The 19,618-nt window shown below is 46.4% G+C and carries 16 protein-coding genes; 7 read left to right on the top strand and 9 right to left on the bottom strand.

From position 1 onward, the window contains the following. Nucleotides 1-16: 16 nt before the first annotated feature. Nucleotides 17-526: a tRNA adenosine(34) deaminase TadA gene (gene tadA / locus NC994_RS02280; RefSeq protein WP_190415552.1), complete on the top strand. Its 510-nt coding sequence runs from the start codon at nucleotides 17-19 to the stop codon at nucleotides 524-526. 151 nt (nucleotides 527-677) lie between these two features. Further along, entirely contained in the window at nucleotides 678-1,460 is a 783-nt protein-coding gene (locus NC994_RS02275) for a 1-acyl-sn-glycerol-3-phosphate acyltransferase (RefSeq protein ID WP_190415554.1), read from the top strand. Nucleotides 1,461-1,622: 162 nt separating this feature from the next. Here the strand turns inward: NC994_RS02275 and NC994_RS02270 are convergent, their stop codons facing one another. The 3 genes from NC994_RS02270 to NC994_RS02260 form a co-directional block, all read right to left on the bottom strand. Beyond that, a complete protein-coding gene (locus NC994_RS02270) occupies nucleotides 1,623-3,728 on the bottom strand; it encodes a S8 family serine peptidase (RefSeq protein ID WP_190440894.1) in 2,106 nt (701 codons plus the stop codon). A gap of 192 nt (nucleotides 3,729-3,920) precedes the next feature. After that, on the bottom strand, nucleotides 3,921-6,215 hold the full coding sequence (locus NC994_RS02265) for a GAF domain-containing protein (RefSeq protein WP_190440891.1): 2,295 nt from the start codon (nucleotides 6,213-6,215) through the stop codon (nucleotides 3,921-3,923). Continuing rightward, nucleotides 6,212-8,848, bottom strand: a complete 2,637-nt coding sequence (locus NC994_RS02260; protein ID WP_190440875.1) for a response regulator — start codon at nucleotides 8,846-8,848, stop codon at nucleotides 6,212-6,214. Before NC994_RS02260 ends, NC994_RS02265 begins: the two co-directional genes overlap by 4 nt. Before the next feature lie 496 nt (nucleotides 8,849-9,344). Here NC994_RS02260 and NC994_RS02255 point away from each other — a divergent pair, with 496 nt between their 5' ends. After that, nucleotides 9,345-9,926: a Uma2 family endonuclease gene (locus tag NC994_RS02255; RefSeq protein ID WP_190440872.1), complete on the top strand. Its 582-nt coding sequence runs from the start codon at nucleotides 9,345-9,347 to the stop codon at nucleotides 9,924-9,926. Between the two features lie 115 nt (nucleotides 9,927-10,041). Here NC994_RS02255 and NC994_RS02250 read toward each other — a convergent pair whose 3' ends face one another. The 4 genes from NC994_RS02250 to NC994_RS02235 all read right to left on the bottom strand — a co-directional run bounded on the left by NC994_RS02250 (nucleotide 10,042) and on the right by NC994_RS02235 (nucleotide 15,501). Beyond that, nucleotides 10,042-11,682: a pentapeptide repeat-containing protein gene (locus tag NC994_RS02250; RefSeq protein WP_190440869.1), complete on the bottom strand. Its 1,641-nt coding sequence runs from the start codon at nucleotides 11,680-11,682 to the stop codon at nucleotides 10,042-10,044. Between the two features lie 741 nt (nucleotides 11,683-12,423). Beyond that, complete coding sequence (locus tag NC994_RS02245) at nucleotides 12,424-13,656, bottom strand: DUF4336 domain-containing protein (protein ID WP_347276607.1); 1,233 nt, start codon at nucleotides 13,654-13,656, stop codon at nucleotides 12,424-12,426. A 362-nt stretch (nucleotides 13,657-14,018) separates the two neighbouring features. Further along, nucleotides 14,019-14,909, bottom strand: a complete 891-nt coding sequence (locus NC994_RS02240) for a metallophosphoesterase (protein WP_242030633.1) — start codon at nucleotides 14,907-14,909, stop codon at nucleotides 14,019-14,021. Between the two features lie 130 nt (nucleotides 14,910-15,039). Next, nucleotides 15,040-15,501 (bottom strand): hypothetical protein, encoded by a 462-nt coding sequence (locus NC994_RS02235; RefSeq protein WP_190440862.1) that lies wholly within the window; start codon nucleotides 15,499-15,501, stop codon nucleotides 15,040-15,042. Nucleotides 15,502-15,893: 392 nt separating this feature from the next. Between NC994_RS02235 and NC994_RS02230 the strand changes: the two genes are divergently transcribed. From NC994_RS02230 to grxD, 3 genes are all read left to right on the top strand, one after another. Continuing rightward, nucleotides 15,894-16,532 carry a hypothetical protein gene (locus NC994_RS02230; RefSeq protein ID WP_199292123.1) on the top strand — a complete coding sequence of 213 codons (639 nt, stop codon included), beginning with the start codon at nucleotides 15,894-15,896 and terminating at the stop codon, nucleotides 16,530-16,532. A gap of 37 nt (nucleotides 16,533-16,569) precedes the next feature. Then, nucleotides 16,570-16,830, top strand: a complete 261-nt coding sequence (locus NC994_RS02225) for a BolA family transcriptional regulator (protein WP_190415578.1) — start codon at nucleotides 16,570-16,572, stop codon at nucleotides 16,828-16,830. A 69-nt stretch (nucleotides 16,831-16,899) separates the two neighbouring features. Beyond that, nucleotides 16,900-17,223 carry a Grx4 family monothiol glutaredoxin gene (grxD, locus tag NC994_RS02220; RefSeq protein ID WP_190415580.1) on the top strand — a complete coding sequence of 108 codons (324 nt, stop codon included), beginning with the start codon at nucleotides 16,900-16,902 and terminating at the stop codon, nucleotides 17,221-17,223. Between the two features lie 382 nt (nucleotides 17,224-17,605). Here grxD and NC994_RS02215 read toward each other — a convergent pair whose 3' ends face one another. Both NC994_RS02215 and NC994_RS02210 read right to left on the bottom strand, forming a co-directional pair. Then, nucleotides 17,606-17,854 carry a DUF6761 family protein gene (locus tag NC994_RS02215; RefSeq protein WP_190415582.1) on the bottom strand — a complete coding sequence of 83 codons (249 nt, stop codon included), beginning with the start codon at nucleotides 17,852-17,854 and terminating at the stop codon, nucleotides 17,606-17,608. 112 nt (nucleotides 17,855-17,966) lie between these two features. Then, nucleotides 17,967-18,239, bottom strand: a complete 273-nt coding sequence (locus tag NC994_RS02210; RefSeq protein ID WP_190668501.1) for a hypothetical protein — start codon at nucleotides 18,237-18,239, stop codon at nucleotides 17,967-17,969. A 587-nt stretch (nucleotides 18,240-18,826) separates the two neighbouring features. Between NC994_RS02210 and NC994_RS02205 the strand changes: the two genes are divergently transcribed. Continuing rightward, the gene (locus NC994_RS02205) at nucleotides 18,827-19,612 is read left to right on the top strand and encodes a winged helix-turn-helix domain-containing protein (protein WP_190440853.1); all 786 of its coding nucleotides are present in this window, start codon (nucleotides 18,827-18,829) and stop codon (nucleotides 19,610-19,612) included. Nucleotides 19,613-19,618: the final 6 nt, after the last annotated feature.

Here is a 19,618-nt window from a genome sequence, read left to right as displayed (position 1 = left end):
GTACGGGCACAAGCGCATGGCTATTGAAATTCCGCCACCGGAAATTGAGGACTCTGCTTACCTAGTTCACCGACAATGGATGATTCAAGCGCTGGAACTTGCCGAGAAGGCGGGTGATGCTGGAGAAGTACCAGTGGGAGCAGTAATTGTTAGTGCAGATAATAACTTGATTGCAGAGGGTGAAAATCGCAAAGAACGTGACAAAGACCCGACTGCCCACGCCGAAATTTTAGCTCTTAGAGCTGCTGGGCAAGCAATGCAGGACTGGCACCTTAACGAATGCACGCTCTACGTCACCTTAGAACCTTGCCCCATGTGCGCTGGTGCGATCGCGCTAGCACGTCTGCGACTTCTCGTTTACGGTGTGGACGATCCAAAAACTGGCGCGATTCGTACCGTTGCCAATATTCCAGATAGCGCTTGCTCTAACCACCGCTTGCCGGTCATAAGTGGTATCTTAGAGTCTGCCTGCCGCCAACATCTGCAATCTTGGTTTGCCCAGCGGCGCTTAAAAAGTCAAAAGTAAAAAGGCAAAAGGCAAAACAAAAAAATTGCTCTTATTTATGTTTACTTTTACTCTGCTAATGACAGCATGAGAACTGTCCTTCTACTAGAAGACAGATGCCGTAATCATACATAAGCTGGAATTATGGATGCTGTGAGAAGTTTTATTCGTGATGACTCAGCCCGACCCCTCTGAACAAACGATAGAGACACCAAAACCTGTCAAGGTAGTTCCTGTTACTTCCCGTGTTTTACCTTGGCTAGCTTCCTTAGGCTATAAGGTGACAAAATATCTTGTCATTCCCTTTTACTTTGGTAAAGCCGAAGTCACCGGACAAGAAAATATCCCCGCTACCGGGCCGGTGATCCTAGCTCCTACCCATCGCTCTCGCTGGGATGCGTTTGTCGTGCCTCATGCGGCTGGACAACCTGTGACGGGTCGTGACCTGCGGTTTATGGTGTCAGCGGATGAAATGAAAGGGTGGCAAGGCTGGTTTATCAGCCGCATGGGAGGGTTCCCAGTAGATACCCGAAATCCGGGAGTTGGCACTTTTCGTCATGGCGTCGAAGTTCTCCGCCAGGGAGAAGTGCTAGTCATCTTCCCGGAAGGCGGCATCTACCAGGATACGCAAGTTCACCCCCTCAAGACGGGTTTGGCGCGCATTGCCTTGCAAGTGGAATCCAGCCAACCAGAATTGGATGTCAAAATTGTGCCGATTAGCGTCCGTTACGGCAGCCCGGTGCCGCATTGGGGATGCGGTATCAAAGTTAACATTGGTGAGCCGATCTCAGTCGCGAATTATTGCAGCAATACGCCAAAACAAAGTGCGAAAAAACTAACCGCCGATTTAGAAGCGGCGCTTAAACAGATAGATGGATGCGAAGTAGAAGAGGCGGATACGCTCTCTACTGCTCCCCCTTTAAATGAAGTATCGGGCGCTCAGTCATCGTTTTAACCTTTCTATAGAAATTCTCATTCATTCGCAAACAAGAGCTTTTAGGGAATCAGTAATGGGAGACGGCTCATTACTCACGACCATTACCGCTATTTCTATCTATCCAGCAACATACTCTGATTGCCGATAAAAGACTGAGTAGGGGCACTGCTGTGCCCCTACTCAGATGCCCAAGGTTAATTCCCAGCTGTTCAAAGTTCCTGTATCCATCTGGGCATAATCCACGACCCACAACTGCCAGATGCCTGCTACGGGTTTGTTGAGAAGTTGCTGGAGTGCGGGTGTATTTTGCAGCGTGTAGGTGGCTTGCAATTGAGTTGTAGAACCCAGAGTGCGACCTTGCAACAGCACCGTAATTCCGTTAGGACTCCTCACGCTAACTTCGATATCCCCCAAAAACTGGTGTTGAATGTTGACGCTGACTTGGATATCTCGTAAAGGACTGGCGTAAGTTACGTTAATTGCGCTGGTAACGCCTTGGGAGGTGTAGTCGGGAATGGGGACGAGGTTGTCATTGCGTCCGTGCAAGGCTTGGGAGGCTTGGGAGGGTTGGACGCGCTGCTGCTGGGCAGCTTGAACAGCTTTAAAAGCGTTGACTTTGCCATAGCCGAACCACTGCGAGAAACCGTTTGCATCGTAACTGCCCAATCGAAAAGTCAATTGGGGGTCGGGGTCGGGGTCAACGACTTTGTCAGCGGTTTGTTGCAGAATTTGCCTAACTTCTGTTGCAGTTAAATCGGGATTAGCTGACAGAATGAGGGCAGCGACGCCTGCGACCACGGGACAAGCACTAGAGGTGCCGCCAAAGTCACTGGTGAAGTTGCTGCTGTCGTAGCCAGCGGCTCCGAGTCGGTCAGTGGTAAAGATGCCCAATCCAGGCAGCAATGCTCTGACTTCGGGGGCGGTACTGACATAGCCGGTTTGTTCAAACCACATTCCCGGCGGGGCATTGTTGCTGGGGGCACAGACAGAGACGTTGGTTCCCCAGTTACTGTAGACAGATTTTTTGTTGAGGCTGGTACAAGCAGAAACTGCGATCGCATCTGGATGAACGGTGAAACCGCCTAGCCACTGGGTAGGGCCTTTTAACAGGTTATTAGGCCATCCCTGCTCGTTAATCGTGCCACTGATGGGACGATTTGCATTCCCGGCAGCAAAGACGATGACACATCCTTTACCGTCTCGTCCTTGGGTCGCGGCACGAGTTAGGGCGGCGCGTTGCCGCAGGGACAGGGGAAAGTAGACGGCTGCTGGCCCCCAGCTACAGGAAATGACCGCAGCACCGTTGTTGGTAGCCCAGTCAAAGAGTTGTTCGATGGTTTCGTCATCTAGATAGCCGGTGGTGCGGAGGGGCATCAGGGCACAGCCTGGGGCGACTCCTACAATGCCGGTGCCGGTTTCTTCTGCGACTGCAACCCCAGCACAGGCGGTTCCGTGGTTTTCATTGTCGTCTCCAGGTAGCGGCAAGAAGTCTTGTTCTTTGAAGTCTTTAGGAGCAACAATTTTGCCGGTTCCCTGAAAATCTGGGTGGTTGAGGTCAAAGCCATCATCTGCCACTGCGACAACGATGGAACGGATGCCTTTGGTGATATCCCAGGCTTTCTCAACTGAAATGTGAGAACCGGCTGCTATCTGAGATCCGCCAAGGTTGTTGAGATACCATTGCTTGGGATAGAGGGAATCTTTGGGTCGGTAGTGCTTTTCTTGTCGAACAACGATATTGGGTTCGGCGGTAAGTACCTCTTTTCGCCCCATTAAGCGGTTGGCAATTTTAATGGGATTTTCCCGTGCTTGCGGACTGACCTCGAAGACGAAGGTGTTGGGAATACCGCTAACGGGTCGCAGCAATTGTAAGCCAAATAAGGATGCGATCGCTCTTTGGGTTTCTTCATCCACCGATGGGGCAAACTGAATAGTCACCTGCTCCGTTAGGTAAACTAACGTTTGCGGATTCTCTTTAAGTTTATAGACATGACTTGCAAAGGCGACATCCTCAGATTCTCTTGCCGCCTGCATGGCTTCGTCTCGCTGGGATGGGTCAACAATGAATTCTTGTAGGGGAGGAGTCATCCCGCTTCTACCGGGGATTTCCTGGTGTGCTTGGGCGGGAATCGTTTGCGCCAACTCCTCAGATGCAGCGTCGGGGGTAGTGGGGCGAACCGTGAAGCGATCGCTCACTTTCTCCAATGCCAGTTCTTCACCCCCCCGCTGTAAAATACGACCGACGCTTTCTTCTGGCACACTAGCCGCAGATTGGTCATTGCTCATTGGTAAACAGCTAAGTTTTAATTTTTTATTTTTATTCTCTATAGCAATTCTATTCTTTTTGTAACATCATAGTTTCTCTTGATTCTTCCTTTCTGTTTTATCAATATTGTATTTTTAATCCCAATGAAATTTTTAGATTTCTTGACAATTATTGCAAATTACTTTATTGTCTGCTAACAAGTTTTACTAAAATCAAAAAATCGGTAGTTCAACTAAAAAACAGGTGATTTTAGATTCGCTTTCCACTTTAATTGTTCCTCCTAAATAAGCTACCATTTTTTGAACCAATGCCAGTCCTAGACCAGTTCCGCCATGCTTCCACGGGTCATTACTTGGAATGCGGTAGAACTTATCAAAGATTCGGGGAATTTCATCTGTAGGAATTTCGATTCCAGAATTAGTCACTTCGAGCTGAAGCTTTTCTGATTTAGCATGGACAGCTACCTTAATTTTTTCTCCTTGCGGAGTATATTTACAAGCATTATTCAGCAGCTCGGTGAGGATGCGTGCTAAACAGAATGGATCGGAGATTAGAATCGGCAGTTCTTCGGGAATCTCTACTTGTAAGATTTGCTTGTGTTTGTGGGTTCGCTGTTCAAAAGGTTCTACGATATGGGGAATCCAGTCTTGTAGATGAATCGCTGTTTTTTCTAAAGGATGCGCCTCTGCATTGAGTTGCTGTAAGTGGAGTAGATCGTTAATCAGATTAATCTCTCGGTCACACTCATTATTTAACAGCTCAAAATAGCAATAACCTGGGTGTCTCTCCGCACTTTTATTAGCGATTTCATCCCGCCAATTGCAGGTTTCTTCCATAATCACTTCCAACATCTGAATTGCCATTTTCATGTTGGATACGGGGGTGCGTAACTCATGAGAAACCGTACTCAAAAAATCATCTTTGAGAAAATTGAGTTTTTCTAATTCCTCAACTTGAGCCAGCGAAGCTTGGTAAAGTCGGGCTTGGCGAATTGCGATCGCGCATTGATTAGCAACCTGCTGTAATAAGCGAATCTCTAGTTCGTTAAAAATATATTCCCGATCGTTTAATAACCACAGATCGCCCAAAACCCCTTGGTCATCAAAAATCGGACAAGCTAAAACTGAAAATTCACCGGAAACCGGCTGAATTGGGTTAGGGCCTATTTTGCAAAATTGTAAATGCTTTCCTTGCAATAGTTGGGAGTAAATCGCCGGATTACTTGCCATTTGGATTTCGCTTCTCTCAGATGAAGGCATGGAAAGCGTGTACTCATAGCAAACCGTGGAAGTAGCCCTATTAATGTCATACAACGCCGTATCGCAGTATGTAACTCCCAGCACTTGTGCTAATTCTTGCACGGCTGTTTGCAAAATTTGGCTCTCATCAAGGCTGTCACGCACTTTATCAGTAATTCGTTTGAGCATCGCTTCAAATTTGAGAGCTTGCTGCAACTGGCTGGTGCGTTCCTGTACCTGGTGTTCGAGGTTTGTGTTGAGCCGCTGCACCTGTTGGTAAAGTTCAGATTGTTGAATCGCGATCGCTACCTGAATTGCCAACGAACTGAGGAAATCAATCTCCCACGGTTGCCAGTGCCGAGGTTGCGAACAGTGATGAGCAATCAACAGCCCCCATAACTGAGTGCTATCCGTGCTAAGGGCTATTTGGGAACTGAGCGAAGATTCCTCCCGGCTCTCCGGATCCCTTTCCTCAGCCCTGTTTTGCAGGATGGGCACCACCAAATTAGCTTTGACTTGAAACTGAGACATTAAATCGATGTAACACTGTTTCAAGCCAGCGTTGTAAATATCCTCCGTAGCTCGGATACGACCCTGTTTGTAGGGCTTGACATAGTTTTCAGCAAAGCACGGATCTACAATGGTTTTCCCTAAGATAGGAGTCCAGCGCTCATCTACAGATTCCACCTCCACCATGCCACTCCAATCTGGATTGAAGCGATAAATTACCACTCGATCGGTCTGAAGAAATTGCCGCACCTCGCTGGCTGTAGTATTAAGAATTTCCTCTAGATTCAGAGATTGGCGGATGCGCTCCAGCATCGCTCCCATTAGCCGTTGTCGCTGATTTTGCTGCCGTAATTCTTCCGCTGCTCGACTCGCTTGCAGGAGACGACGCATCCGTTGGCGCAGCACTGCCCAGTGAACCGGCTTAGTCACGTAATCGGTAGCACCTGCCTCAAACGCCTGATTGACAGATTCTCGGTCATCAAGACTGGTAATGATTAAAACAGGTGTGCGATCGCCTTGAGGAAGTGATTTTAACTGGCGACAACAACTAAAGCCATCCAGAATCGGCATCAACGCATCTAGCAACACAATATCTGGATGTAGGCTGATGTAAGCAGCTAATCCTTCCTCTCCATCACTTGCCTCTGCCACTGTGTAGCCTTCGTGTTCAATCATGGCGCGCAGCTGCATCCGCGTGAATTTGTCGTCGTCAACAATCAGAACAAGGTAGGAATCTGGTTCGGTGCAAGTAATATTCATTGCTGACTTGATTGTGCTTCCATCTGCAAAGCCGTTTTCACTTTTTCATACTCTGTTTCAATCTGTACAACAATTTTGGATGCACCCGCAATTTCTCCAGTCCGGCTCATCGCTTCTAGCTGTTTACACAAAGTAGCCAGTTGTACTGCCCCAAGAGCGGCACTGCTGGCTTTCAAAGTATGAGATGCTTGCCTGAGCGCGATCGCATCTTGGTTACTCACTGCTGTCTCCATTGCTTGCAGCAGTTTGGGAGCATCTTCTAAATAGCAATGAATCAATTGAGTTAATAAATTTGAGGCTTTCCCTCCCACTGTTTTAGCAAATGCTTCCAGGATCTTCGCATCAATAGGAGTACTGAATGATAATGTTACATCGCTACCCTGTCCGCACTCAGTATTCAGTGAAGTAGTGGCTTCGCCCTCTCTTTTTTTGACTTCCCCAATCCCCGACTTCCCTGCACCTTTGTACCCCTGCACCTCAGTGCCCCTGTACCTCAGCAAAGCCTGAACTAACTCTTCCTTGCGGAGCGGCTTGCTGATATAGTCGTCCATGCCAGCTTCCAGACACGTTTCGCGATCGCCTTGCATGACATTCGCCGTCATGGCAATAATCCAAGGTTTTGCGCTCCCATCGGTTGCCAATTCTTTTTGGCAGATGTTACGACTCGTCTCTAAACCGTCCATTTCTGGCATCTGCACATCCAGCAGCAGCAGATCGTAGGGTTGACCCCGCAAAGATTCCAGCACTTCTAACCCATTGTTAACAACATCGGCTCGATACCCCAACTGTTGAAGTATGTGCAAAGCAACCTTCTGGTTCACCCGATTGTCTTCGGCGACAAGAATTCGGAGGGGAAGACTTTCGGCAAAGGGGAGCTGAAACTCAGGGAAAGTAAAGGGTGCGCGATGCACCTTAATCGGCTCTCGTACCAACAGATCGCTCAAGGTATTGTAAAGCTGAGATTGTTTAATCGGCTTATTCAGGAAGGTTGCAAATTTTACTCGATCTAACTGTTTCCCCCCCGGTTCCTTGCCAAACGTTGTCAACATCACCACGGGTAATGCTTGAGCGTTCGGTAAGGAGCGAATTTCTGTCACTAGGCTCAAGGCGTCCATCCCTAAAATTTGCCTATCGAGAATCACCATATCAAAACGCTCGCCTTGCCGAAGCCAGTTTAACGCCTGGGCACCCGATTCAGTTGCCTTCGGCATCATTCCCCAAGATTGCGTTTGCAAAATCAAAATCTGGCGGCTAGTAACGTTGGCATCCACAATTAATAGCCGTTTTCCAGCTAACTGCGGCTGGACAGCATCGAGTTCAACAAGTGGACAGCCAGGAAAATCTCGGACGACGATCGTGAAATAAAAGGTGGAGCCGCGTCCCACTTCGCTTTCAACCCACATTTGACCCGCCATCATTTCACTCAAGCGTTTGCTAATCACCAGTCCCAAGCCGGTTCCCCCATATTGACGGGCGGTAGAGGCATCAACCTGGCTAAACGACTTAAATAAACGATTGATTCGGTCTGAAGGAATCCCAATTCCGGTATCTTTGACGGAAAATTGGATTTCGTAATAGGTTTTAGGGAATGAATCAGGGGCAATGGATGATTGGTTTTCTTGCCGGTGACTAATTGCTGACTCCTGATTAACCATTACTTCTGTTGCTGTTACAGAAACCACGACTTCTCCAGCAGAAGTAAATTTAATTGCATTACTTAGCAAGTTCACCAGAATTTGGCGCAGTCTGATTTCATCTCCTAGCACGATGCTAGGTGTTCCTGTCTCAATTCGGTAAGCAAGTTCTAAGCCTTTTTCAAAAGCATGGGGAGCGAGTAAATCTAAGGCAGCTTCAATGCAATCTAACAAGTTTAAAGGTTGTTCTTCTAATTCCAGCTTGCCAGACTCGATTTTTGAAAAGTCGAGAATGTCATTAATAATTTTCAGTAATGAATCGCCACTGCTACTGATAATCTCGACAAACTTTCGTTGTTGGAACGTTAGTTCTGTATCCAATAGCAAGCTTGCCATTCCAATGACTCCGTTCATCGGAGTGCGGATTTCATGGCTCATCATCGCCAGAAATTCGCTTTTAGATCGCGTTGCTTCCAGTGCTGCCATCCGTAGGGCAACTTCAGCTTGTACGGCTTTTTGAGCGGAGAGTCGCAGTTCCAATTCATCAATGACGATGGCGGCTAAGTCTTTGAGAGTTGCCTTTTCTGCTTCGGTCACTTGACGGGGTTGAGAGTCGATTACACAAATAGTGCCTAAGTTGAAACCATCGCGTGTCTGCAAGGGAGCCGCCGCGTAAAAGCGAAGTCCAAATTCCCCAGATACTAAGGAATTTGCTAATGTCCGGGGGTCTACTTCGGCATCCAGAACGGTGTAAACGTCTTCTTGCAAAATCGCACTGGCACACAGTCCAGGTTCGCGTTCAATTTGCTGAACTTCTAGCCCATGATGGGATTTAAACCAGATCCGGTCGTGGTCAACGATGCTAATAATGGAAATCGGGACATTAAAAAACCGGGCAGCTAGAGCTGTAATTCGGTCGAAGGCTCCATCTGGAGGTGTGTCAAGAATGTCGTAGCGACGCACTGCGGCGAGTCGGTCAGCTTCGTTATCGGGAATCATTGTTATATCAACTATCAATGGATTGTCTGGCTGACATACCTGGAGGTAGACACCACTTTCATCCTTCTCTACATTCTTGCGGTTATGTCAATTTATAATTTTTGTTTTTAGAATTGCTCGGAAACTAGCAACCCAGCCCATGCTAATTCCTGTTTGAGGGCTTTGAGTTGCTGTTGCTCCACAAGTAGCGCGTCTGAGCCTAGCGTTAAATTGCAGGGGGGTTGGAATGTTGCGCGAGTAGAGATCGCTTTAAAAACGACTGCATTGGGACACCACAGTACAACTACTTTAACAAGTTCTACGGTTGTTACTTTCCCTTTCTCTACCTAGGGGAGTACAAGATGAATAAGATGTGTTTCCGGGTATACAACTGTCAGTAACAGAACCGCGATCGCTATTTTGTTGTGTCAACTGAATCTGAAGCCAAGTTCGGCAATGCTTTGTTAAAGTTGGTTACAGATTGCCGAAATAGCCACTCGTTTTGAAAAACTATCCAATGACTATTAGCAAAAACTTCTACATTTCCAAAGAAGATTACCTAGAGGGAGAGCGAGTCAGTCCTATCAAACATGAGTATAGGCGAGGGCAAGTTTATGCAATGGTAGGGGCAAAGAAGCCTCATATTATTATTGCTGGCAACTTAGTTACTTTGTTCAATAATCACCTTGAACACGCCCCCTGCATTGTTCTTTCTTCAGATATTAAAGTCAGGCTTGAGTCAGCAGACTGCTATTACTATCCCGATGTTGCAGTAACTTGCGATGAGCGGGATACAAACTCTACAGATGACTTCATCCTCTATCCCATTTTGGTCATTGAAGTGCTATCTCCCTCAACAGCAGCTTTTGACAGAGGAGAGAAATTTGCTGACTATCAAACGTCGCCATCTTTACGAGAATATGTGTTAATTCATCAATCTCAGATGAGCGTCGAGTGTTTTCGCCTTTCCGATTCAGGCGATTGGTTTTCTCAAATCTACCGCCAAGGAGATGAAGTTTACTTTGCAAGTATCGATTTTCGCTGCGATATTGCCTCTATCTATCGAAAAGTCCCTGGACTTCAGAATGTTGATGCGTGAATATGAGAGCGATCGCTCTTTTGTCATGCCAACAGCCTCTGAAACTAAGTTCCGCAATGTCTATTGAAGTTGATTTACAGCTTCCCGAAATCGAAATATATATTGCATTCTCCTGCTACTCTGCGTCTTGCCAGCCTTCAATAGTAGCCACCAAAATATTAACCAATGGGTGGTCAATTACCTCTTTGAACGCCTCAGTCCCTCCTACCTTAAGGGCGTTAATAACTCGTGCTTTGAGTGGTGGGTTTCTCTCGATTCGATCAGCCGCCTCAGCTACAACCGCCATTTTTTCGGCATTTGTTGAGGTTGGGTAGGTCTGCGACAGTTGCTCTAAGAGTTGCTGAATCTCTGCTGCTGCCTCTACAAGGTTTTGTCTCTGCTCTGGTGCATAATTGTATTGTTTATTGATAGACTGCTGGCGACTGCCACTTTGAGCCGTGTCAACCTGACTACCAATCTGGGCACCGCGTTGATCATACTTAGATTTGTAAGCTTCTGACATAGATTCACTCGTTGCTACAGCTGTCGCTTCAATATTGATGGATCTGCTAGCCAACAGCTTAGCAATTTCCTCTAGACCAGCACAGTGCCGACGAGAGTCTGCTAGTTGTTGATTCCGAGCTTTGAGCTGGGCTTTTAGCTCATACTCCCGTTTCAGGTACTTCTCTATTTCTGCCTTATCCGCAGTGGCTGGGATATTTACCCGGATGATAAAGGCATCATTCTTGTTCTCAAAAGATTGTATCGATATCTCATCACTGCCACTCACAATTCTGAGCTTTAAGAATGAAGCGAGGAATGCTTGCCAATCAACTCCATCCAGAAATACTAAGTCAACCGTCTTCAGAGCCTTTTGGAATAGTTTAGTAAACTCTCTTGGTGCAAAGTCTCGGCTAATAGGACGACGTTCCTGTTGATTATTCTGTAGATAAACATAGTCACAGATAACATTGTTAAGATTTGTATTACTATTAATATGCCAATCTTCTAAACAAATTCCAGTAAACTTTGCGGAAGTGAAGTTTGTTGATAAAGCTTGGGTTCTAGTAAGATTTGCTCTTCTAAGGTCAGTTCTACTTAAATTGGCACCCATGAGGTTAGCCTCACTAAGATCAGCTTCTTTCAAACTAACTCCAAAGAGACTAGCATCACTCAGGTCAAACCCCCTGAGGTTAGCCTCACTAAGGTCAGCCCTACCGAGGTTAAACTTGAAGACAAAATTGCTTGGATGACCCTTCGACAGATGAATACACTCACTATTAAATTTAACCCTAGCAAACTTAGTTCTATTTAACTGTGTTCCAGTAAAATCGGTAAAATCGATACCAGCTCCACTCAGATTAGCATTGCTCAGATTAGCTTTAGTTAGATTGGTTCCATTAATGAGTGCCCCACTCAGGTCAGCATTGCTTAGATTAGCTTTAGTCAGGTCAGCATCGTTTAGGTTAGCTCCACTAAGGTTCGCCCCGCTCAAGTTTGCTCCTCTAAAATCAATCTCACTAAGATTCGCTCTACTTAAGTTAGCGCCCTCAAGGTTAATTTTATTTAAATTAGTTGGTAAAGATTTAGCGTCACGAGTAGAGACATAAGAATTAGAATTCCCGACATTAATTCCTCTGAATTTAGCTTCCCGTATATACCATATGTGAACAATGTTTCCACTAAAGTCAGCTATTATGTCAGAGTTTTCATTTTTCCACTTATTCCAAACTTCTACTCCTTGTTTAACTAGAGCAAGATGTTCCTCATTAGCCATATATCATATGTCTCCGAGCTTTATCATCAGTTGCAGCATAACCTACCTTGTTATATATAGACAAGAATTGGAATTTATTATTTGATGTTATGCAAGATTGAATACCAGGATTTTGTGTTTATAATAAAGTTGAGGATTGATGCAGTTCAAGGACAAAAACAATACTTGTTAAGGTCATTAACAAGTATTATCCTATCCAGGAAAATGTTTTGTTTTTCAGATAATGTTTTAATTGTGCCAAGCGATCGCATCCTTTCTCTCTAACTCTACCTTTCCAAAGCCGAAGCAGCATGGGAAGCGCTCGCTCCTGTCTTAGTCAGGGTAGTTAGTCCTACAGCAATACTTAATCAGTTATACATATTTCTGCCCGTCTTATTGAGCAGTTGTTTTGATTAAGTTGAGGCTATAGTCATACAAGTGTAAAAATACTTTTGAGCATGACCACGCAAACCTGTCCCATTTGTCATACTGGGGTGACTCCTTCTCTTCGATACCCGGAATACATTTGTAGTGACTGTCGCAGTAAAGCGACAGATATTAATGGCAGAAAACTGCATTTTTACAATAGTTCCATGTCAGGTGGATACATCGCATATTATGCAGACAGCAACGACGAAGAAGAATACAAAAGCCACTTCTGCTATATAGATGGAATCAAATGCAGAGCTGACGAAGGAAGGGTTGGGGGTATAGTGATTGAAGTATATTTGGGCTAAGAACCTAGTTGCAAAAATCACCGCCTCACACCTTTTCCTTTTGTGGCGATGTGATGCCGCGCTTAGTCAAATTTTCTTCGAGTTCTCTAATGAATTCAAAGTCTTCCTCCGGCAAAGGCTGACTTCCACCCCCTAAGAAACCCTCACCGATAGAAGACTTCTTCTTCAGGAAGGTGAACGCCCGCCGGAACTGATCGGGAGTTGCCTCAATCGGCGCATCAAAGTGGCAGGGAATAATTCGCTGGAAATTCCAGCTTGCCACCTCGTCCGCCCAATCAAGGACTGCTTGAGGCGCTTGGGTGAAAATGAACGATTGCAGAATCGGTGCCACGAACGGGCGACCACCCCCTCGCAGCGCCTCAAAGGACTGCTGCCACTGAGCCTTCCATTTAAAGGGAAACCAACCGAAATACGCCTTCTTTGACCGATCTGGTGCTTTCAGAGCATCGCGCAAAGCCTGCCCCTGCTCGCTCATTTCCAAGGCACTGGGACGTAGATACAAAGCAAACAGCGTAATGCGCTGCCATCCCTTGCGACGATTCTCCTCAGTATCTTCAACCCGTTCCAAGGCGCTATCTCTGGCGTGGAACAGCAAAGGATATGGGTCAACTTGGACAATCTCTGGCGGAGACTCTGGCACCGAAAGTACCGAATCTGTCAGCAGCAGCGTGCGCGATCGCTTGTGCAATAAAGCCACTTCTTCAAAGGACCCTCGCCCCAGGTCGATGCTCAGCACTGCATAATTAAAGTCCTCAGCAAAGGGCGCATCCTTGCTATTCTCCGGAAGTACGTGAGTGCGTTTGCTAGGGAAACCAAGCCAACTCAACGGCAGATTCACCGGAAAGCTCCATTGGTTCTCAGTCACAAACACCTGTGCTACAGGAAAGCGTCTGGCGAACGGACCCACGAAGACCTTGTGTTCTAAGCCTGAAGCAGTTGGCAGGATGATGTACTTAACATCGCCGTATTTCGCTTCCAACTCCTGAACCAGCCGGATACACTCTTTGGTCGCTGCAACTGGGGCATAGACGAGAAGACCTCCTTCTGAGAGCTTAACGACGGTCATGCGAATCGGTACGACAGTGTAGAGGATGCCCTGCATCTGGTCAAAAGTCCAGATCGTGTCCTTCACGACTTCTTTGCGGATTGTCCGCCGCCGACTGTATGGGTAGAGTGGTACAGCCAGCCAGAAAGGCCATGACCAATCCCCAGGTTTGATACTCAAACTATCTTGTCCCTGCCCAAACAATGCCTTCAATAGGTGTATCTGGTGTGCCTTTTTTAGCGGTTCTATCCACTCCACGACCCCTTCCCCTTCTTCATGAATGCTGACGCCCGTGTTTGCCGAATTTCTAGCTGCTGGAGGAAAGCAAATTTTTGACTCAATAACTTATTTTTATCTAAAATCCAGACCCGCATGACAATTAGACTTTAAACAAACGCTCGTTTTCTACCCTATTAGGATCAATCCTTCCCAGATAAAGCAGACCTAACCCCCTCACAAGGGTAGGTTTTTTAGAGGATCAAGGAGTGGGAAAGTGGAGGAGTGGGAGAAAGCCGATTTTTCCGTTGATGATTCATCCCCTTGCCCCCTTGTCTATAAAAAAGGTTCGCAGCAAATTACCCCGACTTTGCCACCGTGAGGACAACAACGCGGCTGTCTACATTGAGAACTTGGACTCCTGGGAATAAAGTAGTCATCGGCACCTTCCAATGGGAGTGACCGCAAATGACTAACAACTCGTTCGCTGTGGCAAGTTCAGCGCGAATTGACTGATTTCCGATGAGTTTCGCGTCTGGATCGTTGGGACCTTCGTGCAAAATTAGGATATCTGGTAACTCCTTGAGCAGTTGGCGAATAGCTTGATGAAAATCCTTTTCTGAACGACGCCAAAGTTTAGTCGGTTTGCCGATAATCCCTGAGATGCCTGCGATGCGGAATCCATCAACCACAGCGATTTCACCATCTAAATAGCGGATACCTCGCCCCTTTTTAAAGGTTTTAATGTCCTCTGGCGTGTTTCCCAAAATGTCATGGTTTCCTGCAACTCCAGCAACCCAGCGAAAACGACGACTGAAAGATTGCCAGACTTCGCGGACATCTCCCTCACCCCCACGCTTATCGCTTCGTGCGTAAAGATCGCCTGCCAAGATAATGCCTGTTTTCTGTGGGGATGGAATTCGTCCCAGGTTCGCTAAAGTTTCTAATTCTTCCGCGACACGATGACCGAGAAGGCGTCCATCTGTGGGATTGATACCCTGTAAATCACTAGCGATGATGATGGCGTCTAAGCCAGGTGGAAGTGAGTCAGCTTCTGCCGATAAAATCGGTAAAACTTGCTCAACCACATGGAGATGACCTGCCGCAGCAGCGGTAATAAAGGGGATTTCATGAATGGGTTGGTCGGAAATAGAAGCAATCCGCATAGGGCTTAAGGGTAGCGTTTGCCTTGAAAAGACGTTGTCATCTTGACGCCAGTTCAACTGCGAAATTGCTGCTATTCCTGGCATTGACCGATTGGAAGCAAGATGTAGGTTTATATCAAACCTACATTATTTAAACGTTTTATAAAAGCAGGGCGTCTACTGTAATTGCTCGTAAATTTGGTTTAGGCGCGTCCGAAAAGCTAGCTTTTTGTTTTTATTGAGTGCTAAATCTTGGCAGCTTCAAAAGTAACTTCACTGCCTCATCATAAGCTTGCGCCTGGGAATTTTCTAGCGGCCGTTCGACATCTTTCCAAGCATCGGCGTCCCGTTTAGCTAACGTCTCTAACGCTTTGATATGTCTCACCCCGGCTTCTTGCTTTTCCCTAATCGTTTCCTGTTTCTCTTGCTCTTCTGCCGCTTTAAATAACTGCTTGATAGTCTTTTGTGGCTGGCTTCCGAGTTGAGCCACAAGAATTAGTTCAGATAATTTATTTTTAATTTTAAGGGAAAGGTTCGCTTCTTCTTGAGCAAGCCGCAGCAAAAAGATAATAGAAGATGCGATCGCTATCGCTGCATCAACACGTTCAATATCCTGTTCGTGTACAAGATATTGAGTGAGGTGCTGGGAAATCGCTACAGATTGACGCCGATCGCGCGATCGCTCCATCACCTGCATTTAAACCAAAAAGAGCGGATCGACCCTTAGCGGAACTCCTAGCGCCAGATGAACGGGTGACGGTGGTTTCAACCAGCAGGGACAAGATGCAAGTTGACGGGACAAGGCTACAAATCCAATTGAAATCCTTGACTCCGCCCAAATTCGCAGTCCTTTATCAGATTAGATGGAATTGCTCTAGGGATATTTGAGCTTTTGCGCGGAAAATCTCCACCCTTATTTTTTATATTATTAAAGAATATTCGGAAACTTTTTTATAGTTTTGTCAATCTAAACAGGGCATGACTTTGGGAATTTATCAGCGGCTGGTCTTAAACTTGGTGAGTCCGACAATGTTAAGATACCCAAAGTTTGTCATCGTTCTGTTTTCAGCCCCCCAATAGGGTTATTTTATGGTATCTTCTGGAACTGCTCGACGCCTCGGTTTTACCTGCCTTGCTGGCCTACCTTTGACAGTGTCTTTGGCTCTGCTACAACCCGTGCAGGCTCAGAACCAAATGCCTGCTTTACCAGAAGACACCAGTCAAACACAACCAGACTTAACCGATCCCAACAATCTGCGCCCGATCGATCCGGACAGTGGCTTATTGAGTATGGCAGGAGGGAACCGTTTACTGAGTGAGGCAGATAGTGCTGTATCTTCGCAAAACTATACTCTAGCCGCCAAGAAGCTCCAAGAGGCTCGTCAGGTTTTCAACCAGTTGTCCAATTTTTATCAACAACTGGGTTCTAGTTTTTCGGGAATTGATAATCGAGTTTACGAGAGCCAACGCCGCAAGGCTGTAGAAGCTGCTCAACTTCGAGATCGGGCAACTTATCAGCTAGCGCTGGTACATCGCGCGCAAAATCAGCCAGATTTGGCAGTACCTTTGTTAATACAGATTGTTCGCAGTCAGCAGCCGACACGGGATCTCGGCAAGAAAGCTTATCAGCAGCTGCTAGAAATTGGATTTATCGATTCTCCTGATTCTGCACCGGCTAATTCTTCGAGCGATCGCTCCAATTCATCTTCCTCTGCACCTAAACGGTAGATTAGAATTAGCAACTTGAAGTGATACGGGAGTTTAAATGGTTAGCCCAGATCAGGTAGAGGCGATGATCAAAGCCAAAATGCCAGATGCCCAGATTCAAGTTCAGGATCTGACTGGCGGTGGCGACCATTACCAAGTGACAGTGGTTTCGTCGCAGTTTGAAGGCAAAAGGCTTGTACAACAGCACCAACTGGTTTACGGTGCAGTGCAGCAAGCGATGGCTACAGAAGCGATTCATGCTCTAGCACTGAAAACCTATACTCCCCAAGATTGGGAGGCTGCTACCAAGCGAGGTTGAACCTGAATAAAAATTGCGTTCTCGCGCACTGGCATTACACTAGAAAATAGAGGCATTCCAAGCAGAACTATGACGCCAGAACTAAAAGAGCGGATTGACAGCTTGCTCAAAGAGCATAAGATTGTGGTCTTTATGAAGGGCAATAAGCTGATGCCCCAGTGTGGTTTTTCTAACAATGTGGTACAAATTCTGAATACTTTGGGCGTACCCTACCACACGATTGATATTTTGGACGACTGGGAAATCCGGCAGGGAATTAAGGAATATTCTAATTGGCCTACCATTCCCCAAGTTTACGTTGATGGTCAGTTTGTTGGCGGCTCAGACATTCTGATTGAACTGTATCAAAAGGGCGAATTGCAGGAAATGGTTGAAGTTGCCTTAGCTTCCTAAAGCTTTGGGATACGAACTGAAAATTCCCTCCTGGTTCTTCAAATTAAGAATCTAGGAGGGAATTTTTACTGGGTTTAGGATAACTTGCGACTAAATTTAAAAGCTCATTCAAAAGCTGTGCAGCCTAAATCATCCTAAATAAAATTATTGACTGGACTAGGACGTAAACGATACTAAGGGCGATCGCTCTTTTTTCAAATTTTTCCTTATCGGCTGTATAAAAATTCCGAAGCTGCTGAACTTCAAAGATAAACAGCACCCGGAAGATCGCTGTTGTCTACCCAAACCCGATCCCTGTGGGCAATTTAACCACATTATCCACAGGCAACGATGGCAAGGCTGATGCTGATAGCCTCAGCTTGACCAAAGCAGCTAACCCGAACTAATAATAGTCCGATTTAGGTTGAGTCTGGGTCATGTCAAAGTTGGATGGATCGTAAATGTAACGGGTAACTTCTTCTTCTAAGCGGTGGATGAGAAAGGGTTCCAGAACGTTAGAATGACGCATAGCTGCGAGATAGCCATCTAAAAACAGCCGCAAATCATCGAAACGATAACCCCGATTCCACATTTCGACGAGGGCGTCGGTGAGTCTTTGGTAGTAGCGGATGGTTTGAGAGTCCTGTAGCATGGTCGGAAGTATCAGGTTTGAATTAGAAGTATAAGGGGTGAAGTCGCAAGAAGGAAACTTTCGCTCTAAGCGGTTAGCTTTGATTCTGGCAACTCATTAAGGGCGCTAGGCGCTAGAAAACGCAAGCGTACTTCGGGTTTGCTTCAGTTAAGGCTAGTGTCTTAACCAGAACTACAGCGGTTTGGAGTTGCGGTGCGGAAACCGAAAACGAATGCACCCCAGTTTGGTGATGAGAGAACGCTTGGTTGTGTTCCTTGAAAATTAAGGGAATAACACCAAAACTCATCCCGCCGAGAGCAGCGAGTTGCGCGATCGCTCTCACTTTAGTTTCATCGTAGAAAACTTGCTCCCCAACGTCATGCCCCTGCCGAGCGATTTGTGCCATCTTTTCTAGCAAGCACTTGAATTTAGTCGTTAGCTGGTTTAAACCGCCGGTTGACAAAGACTGTCTCTGTAATAAGCAGAATTTTAAGCTTTTGTCAATAAAATTCCGGTTTTTTAACCACATTTCCGATTACCAGGATAGAGGTGCCTGTTGTCCCGTGCCTGGTATATCCAAAACGCGATTTGTCTCATGCCTTGTGCCTCACGCATGCCTTGTGCCTCACTCAGTGGTTTTCTAGTAGGAAAGACATCCTGCTTGCTTTAGCTAGGTATACTAATTTGGTCATCGGAAGCTTTTGGCATGGCATTGTTCAGTAAACTTGACTAAACGTTACCCTTCGTTAACTTTCATTTTACTGACTGCTTGGTGAAATGGCAGCTTTGACTTCAGACTCGCCCTAAATCTGTAATATTTCTTTTAAAGTATTAAAAATATAAAACAAAAGTTTGACTTTTAATAGAATTTTTTTAACTTTTAACTTTTAATTTTTAATTGTATAGCCTAGACCCCTCGTAGCCCTGGTTACAGAATCCTGACATAAGCTTTGTTAAGCTAAATCTCACCAGCTTGAAGGGAAGCATGCCACCGTGGGATCGATTTGCATTCAGATCATCGAGGGGAACCCGCACCTGCGATCGCTACTGGGCTGGCACTTACAGCAAGCAAGCTACTGGGTGTGTCAATCCGCTGGCGTTCATCAAGGTAGAGAAACGTTTTATACTCGCCAACCTGCACTCGTAATCCTTGATTCCGACCTGCCAGATGGCGATGGAATTGAATTTTGCCGATGGCTTCATCAACAGGGACAGGTACTCATCTTGATGCTGTCCGCCCGCAGTATGGAAGCCGATATTGTCGCTGGGTTAAAAGCGGGAGCCGACGATTATTTGACCAAGCCATTTGGGATGCAAGAATTTATGGCGCGGGTTGAGGCGCTAGTTCGCCGCGTTCGGGTCACAGCTGCACCGATGTCCCTAGATTATGGCGACCTAAAAATAGACTTAGTGCAACGCCGCGTCCGCTTCAAAGAAGAATTCATTGACCTGACGCCCCAAGAGTTCAGCCTGCTTTACGTTCTGGCACAGGCTGGAGGAGTAGCGCTGAGCCGTTCCGAACTACTGCGCCGCGCTTGGCCTGACGCTATCGATAATCCACGCACCATTGATACTCACGTCCTCTCCCTACGCAAGAAAATTGAAACCGATCCTCGACAACCCAGCATGATTCAAACTGTCCGCAACGTGGGCTATCGGTTCAATCCAGAGATTCTTAAGGGGGTGGAACCAGTTGCCTCAATCATTGATAACGATTCCAAACCGCTCCCTGCTCATGCTACCCCTAGCATGGTAGGAGGACAGAATCGCCACCGCTAAGCTCGG

The sequence above is a fragment of the Trichocoleus sp. AS-A1 genome (assembly GCF_039962015.1).
Classification (GTDB): domain Bacteria; phylum Cyanobacteriota; class Cyanobacteriia; order Cyanobacteriales; family FACHB-T130; genus FACHB-T130.
The sequence above is the reverse complement of the archived record's forward strand: the minus strand, read 5'-3'. Positions and strand labels throughout refer to the sequence as shown.

Bases quoted from the DNA above. Each gene is read 5' to 3' on its own strand.
- NC994_RS02250 (WP_190440869.1), bottom strand. From the start codon at position 11,682: ATGGCTAATGAGGAACATCTTGCTCTAGTTAAACAAGGAGTAGAAGTT.
- NC994_RS02275 (WP_190415554.1), top strand. From the start codon at position 678: ATGACTCAGCCCGACCCCTCTGAACAAACGATAGAGACACCAAAACCT.
- tadA (WP_190415552.1), top strand. From the start codon at position 17: ATGGCTATTGAAATTCCGCCACCGGAAATTGAGGACTCTGCTTACCTA.
- grxD (WP_190415580.1), top strand. From the start codon at position 16,900: ATGACGCCAGAACTAAAAGAGCGGATTGACAGCTTGCTCAAAGAGCAT.
- NC994_RS02230 (WP_199292123.1), top strand. From the start codon at position 15,894: ATGGTATCTTCTGGAACTGCTCGACGCCTCGGTTTTACCTGCCTTGCT.
- NC994_RS02240 (WP_242030633.1), bottom strand. From the start codon at position 14,909: ATGCCAGGAATAGCAGCAATTTCGCAGTTGAACTGGCGTCAAGATGAC.
- NC994_RS02270 (WP_190440894.1), bottom strand. From the start codon at position 3,728: ATGAGCAATGACCAATCTGCGGCTAGTGTGCCAGAAGAAAGCGTCGGT.
- NC994_RS02260 (WP_190440875.1), bottom strand. From the start codon at position 8,848: ATGATTCCCGATAACGAAGCTGACCGACTCGCCGCAGTGCGTCGCTAC.
- NC994_RS02255 (WP_190440872.1), top strand. From the start codon at position 9,345: ATGACTATTAGCAAAAACTTCTACATTTCCAAAGAAGATTACCTAGAG.
- NC994_RS02210 (WP_190668501.1), bottom strand. From the start codon at position 18,239: ATGGCACAAATCGCTCGGCAGGGGCATGACGTTGGGGAGCAAGTTTTC.
- NC994_RS02235 (WP_190440862.1), bottom strand. From the start codon at position 15,501: ATGCAGGTGATGGAGCGATCGCGCGATCGGCGTCAATCTGTAGCGATT.
- NC994_RS02225 (WP_190415578.1), top strand. From the start codon at position 16,570: ATGGTTAGCCCAGATCAGGTAGAGGCGATGATCAAAGCCAAAATGCCA.
- NC994_RS02265 (WP_190440891.1), bottom strand. From the start codon at position 6,215: ATGAATATTACTTGCACCGAACCAGATTCCTACCTTGTTCTGATTGTT.
- NC994_RS02215 (WP_190415582.1), bottom strand. From the start codon at position 17,854: ATGCTACAGGACTCTCAAACCATCCGCTACTACCAAAGACTCACCGAC.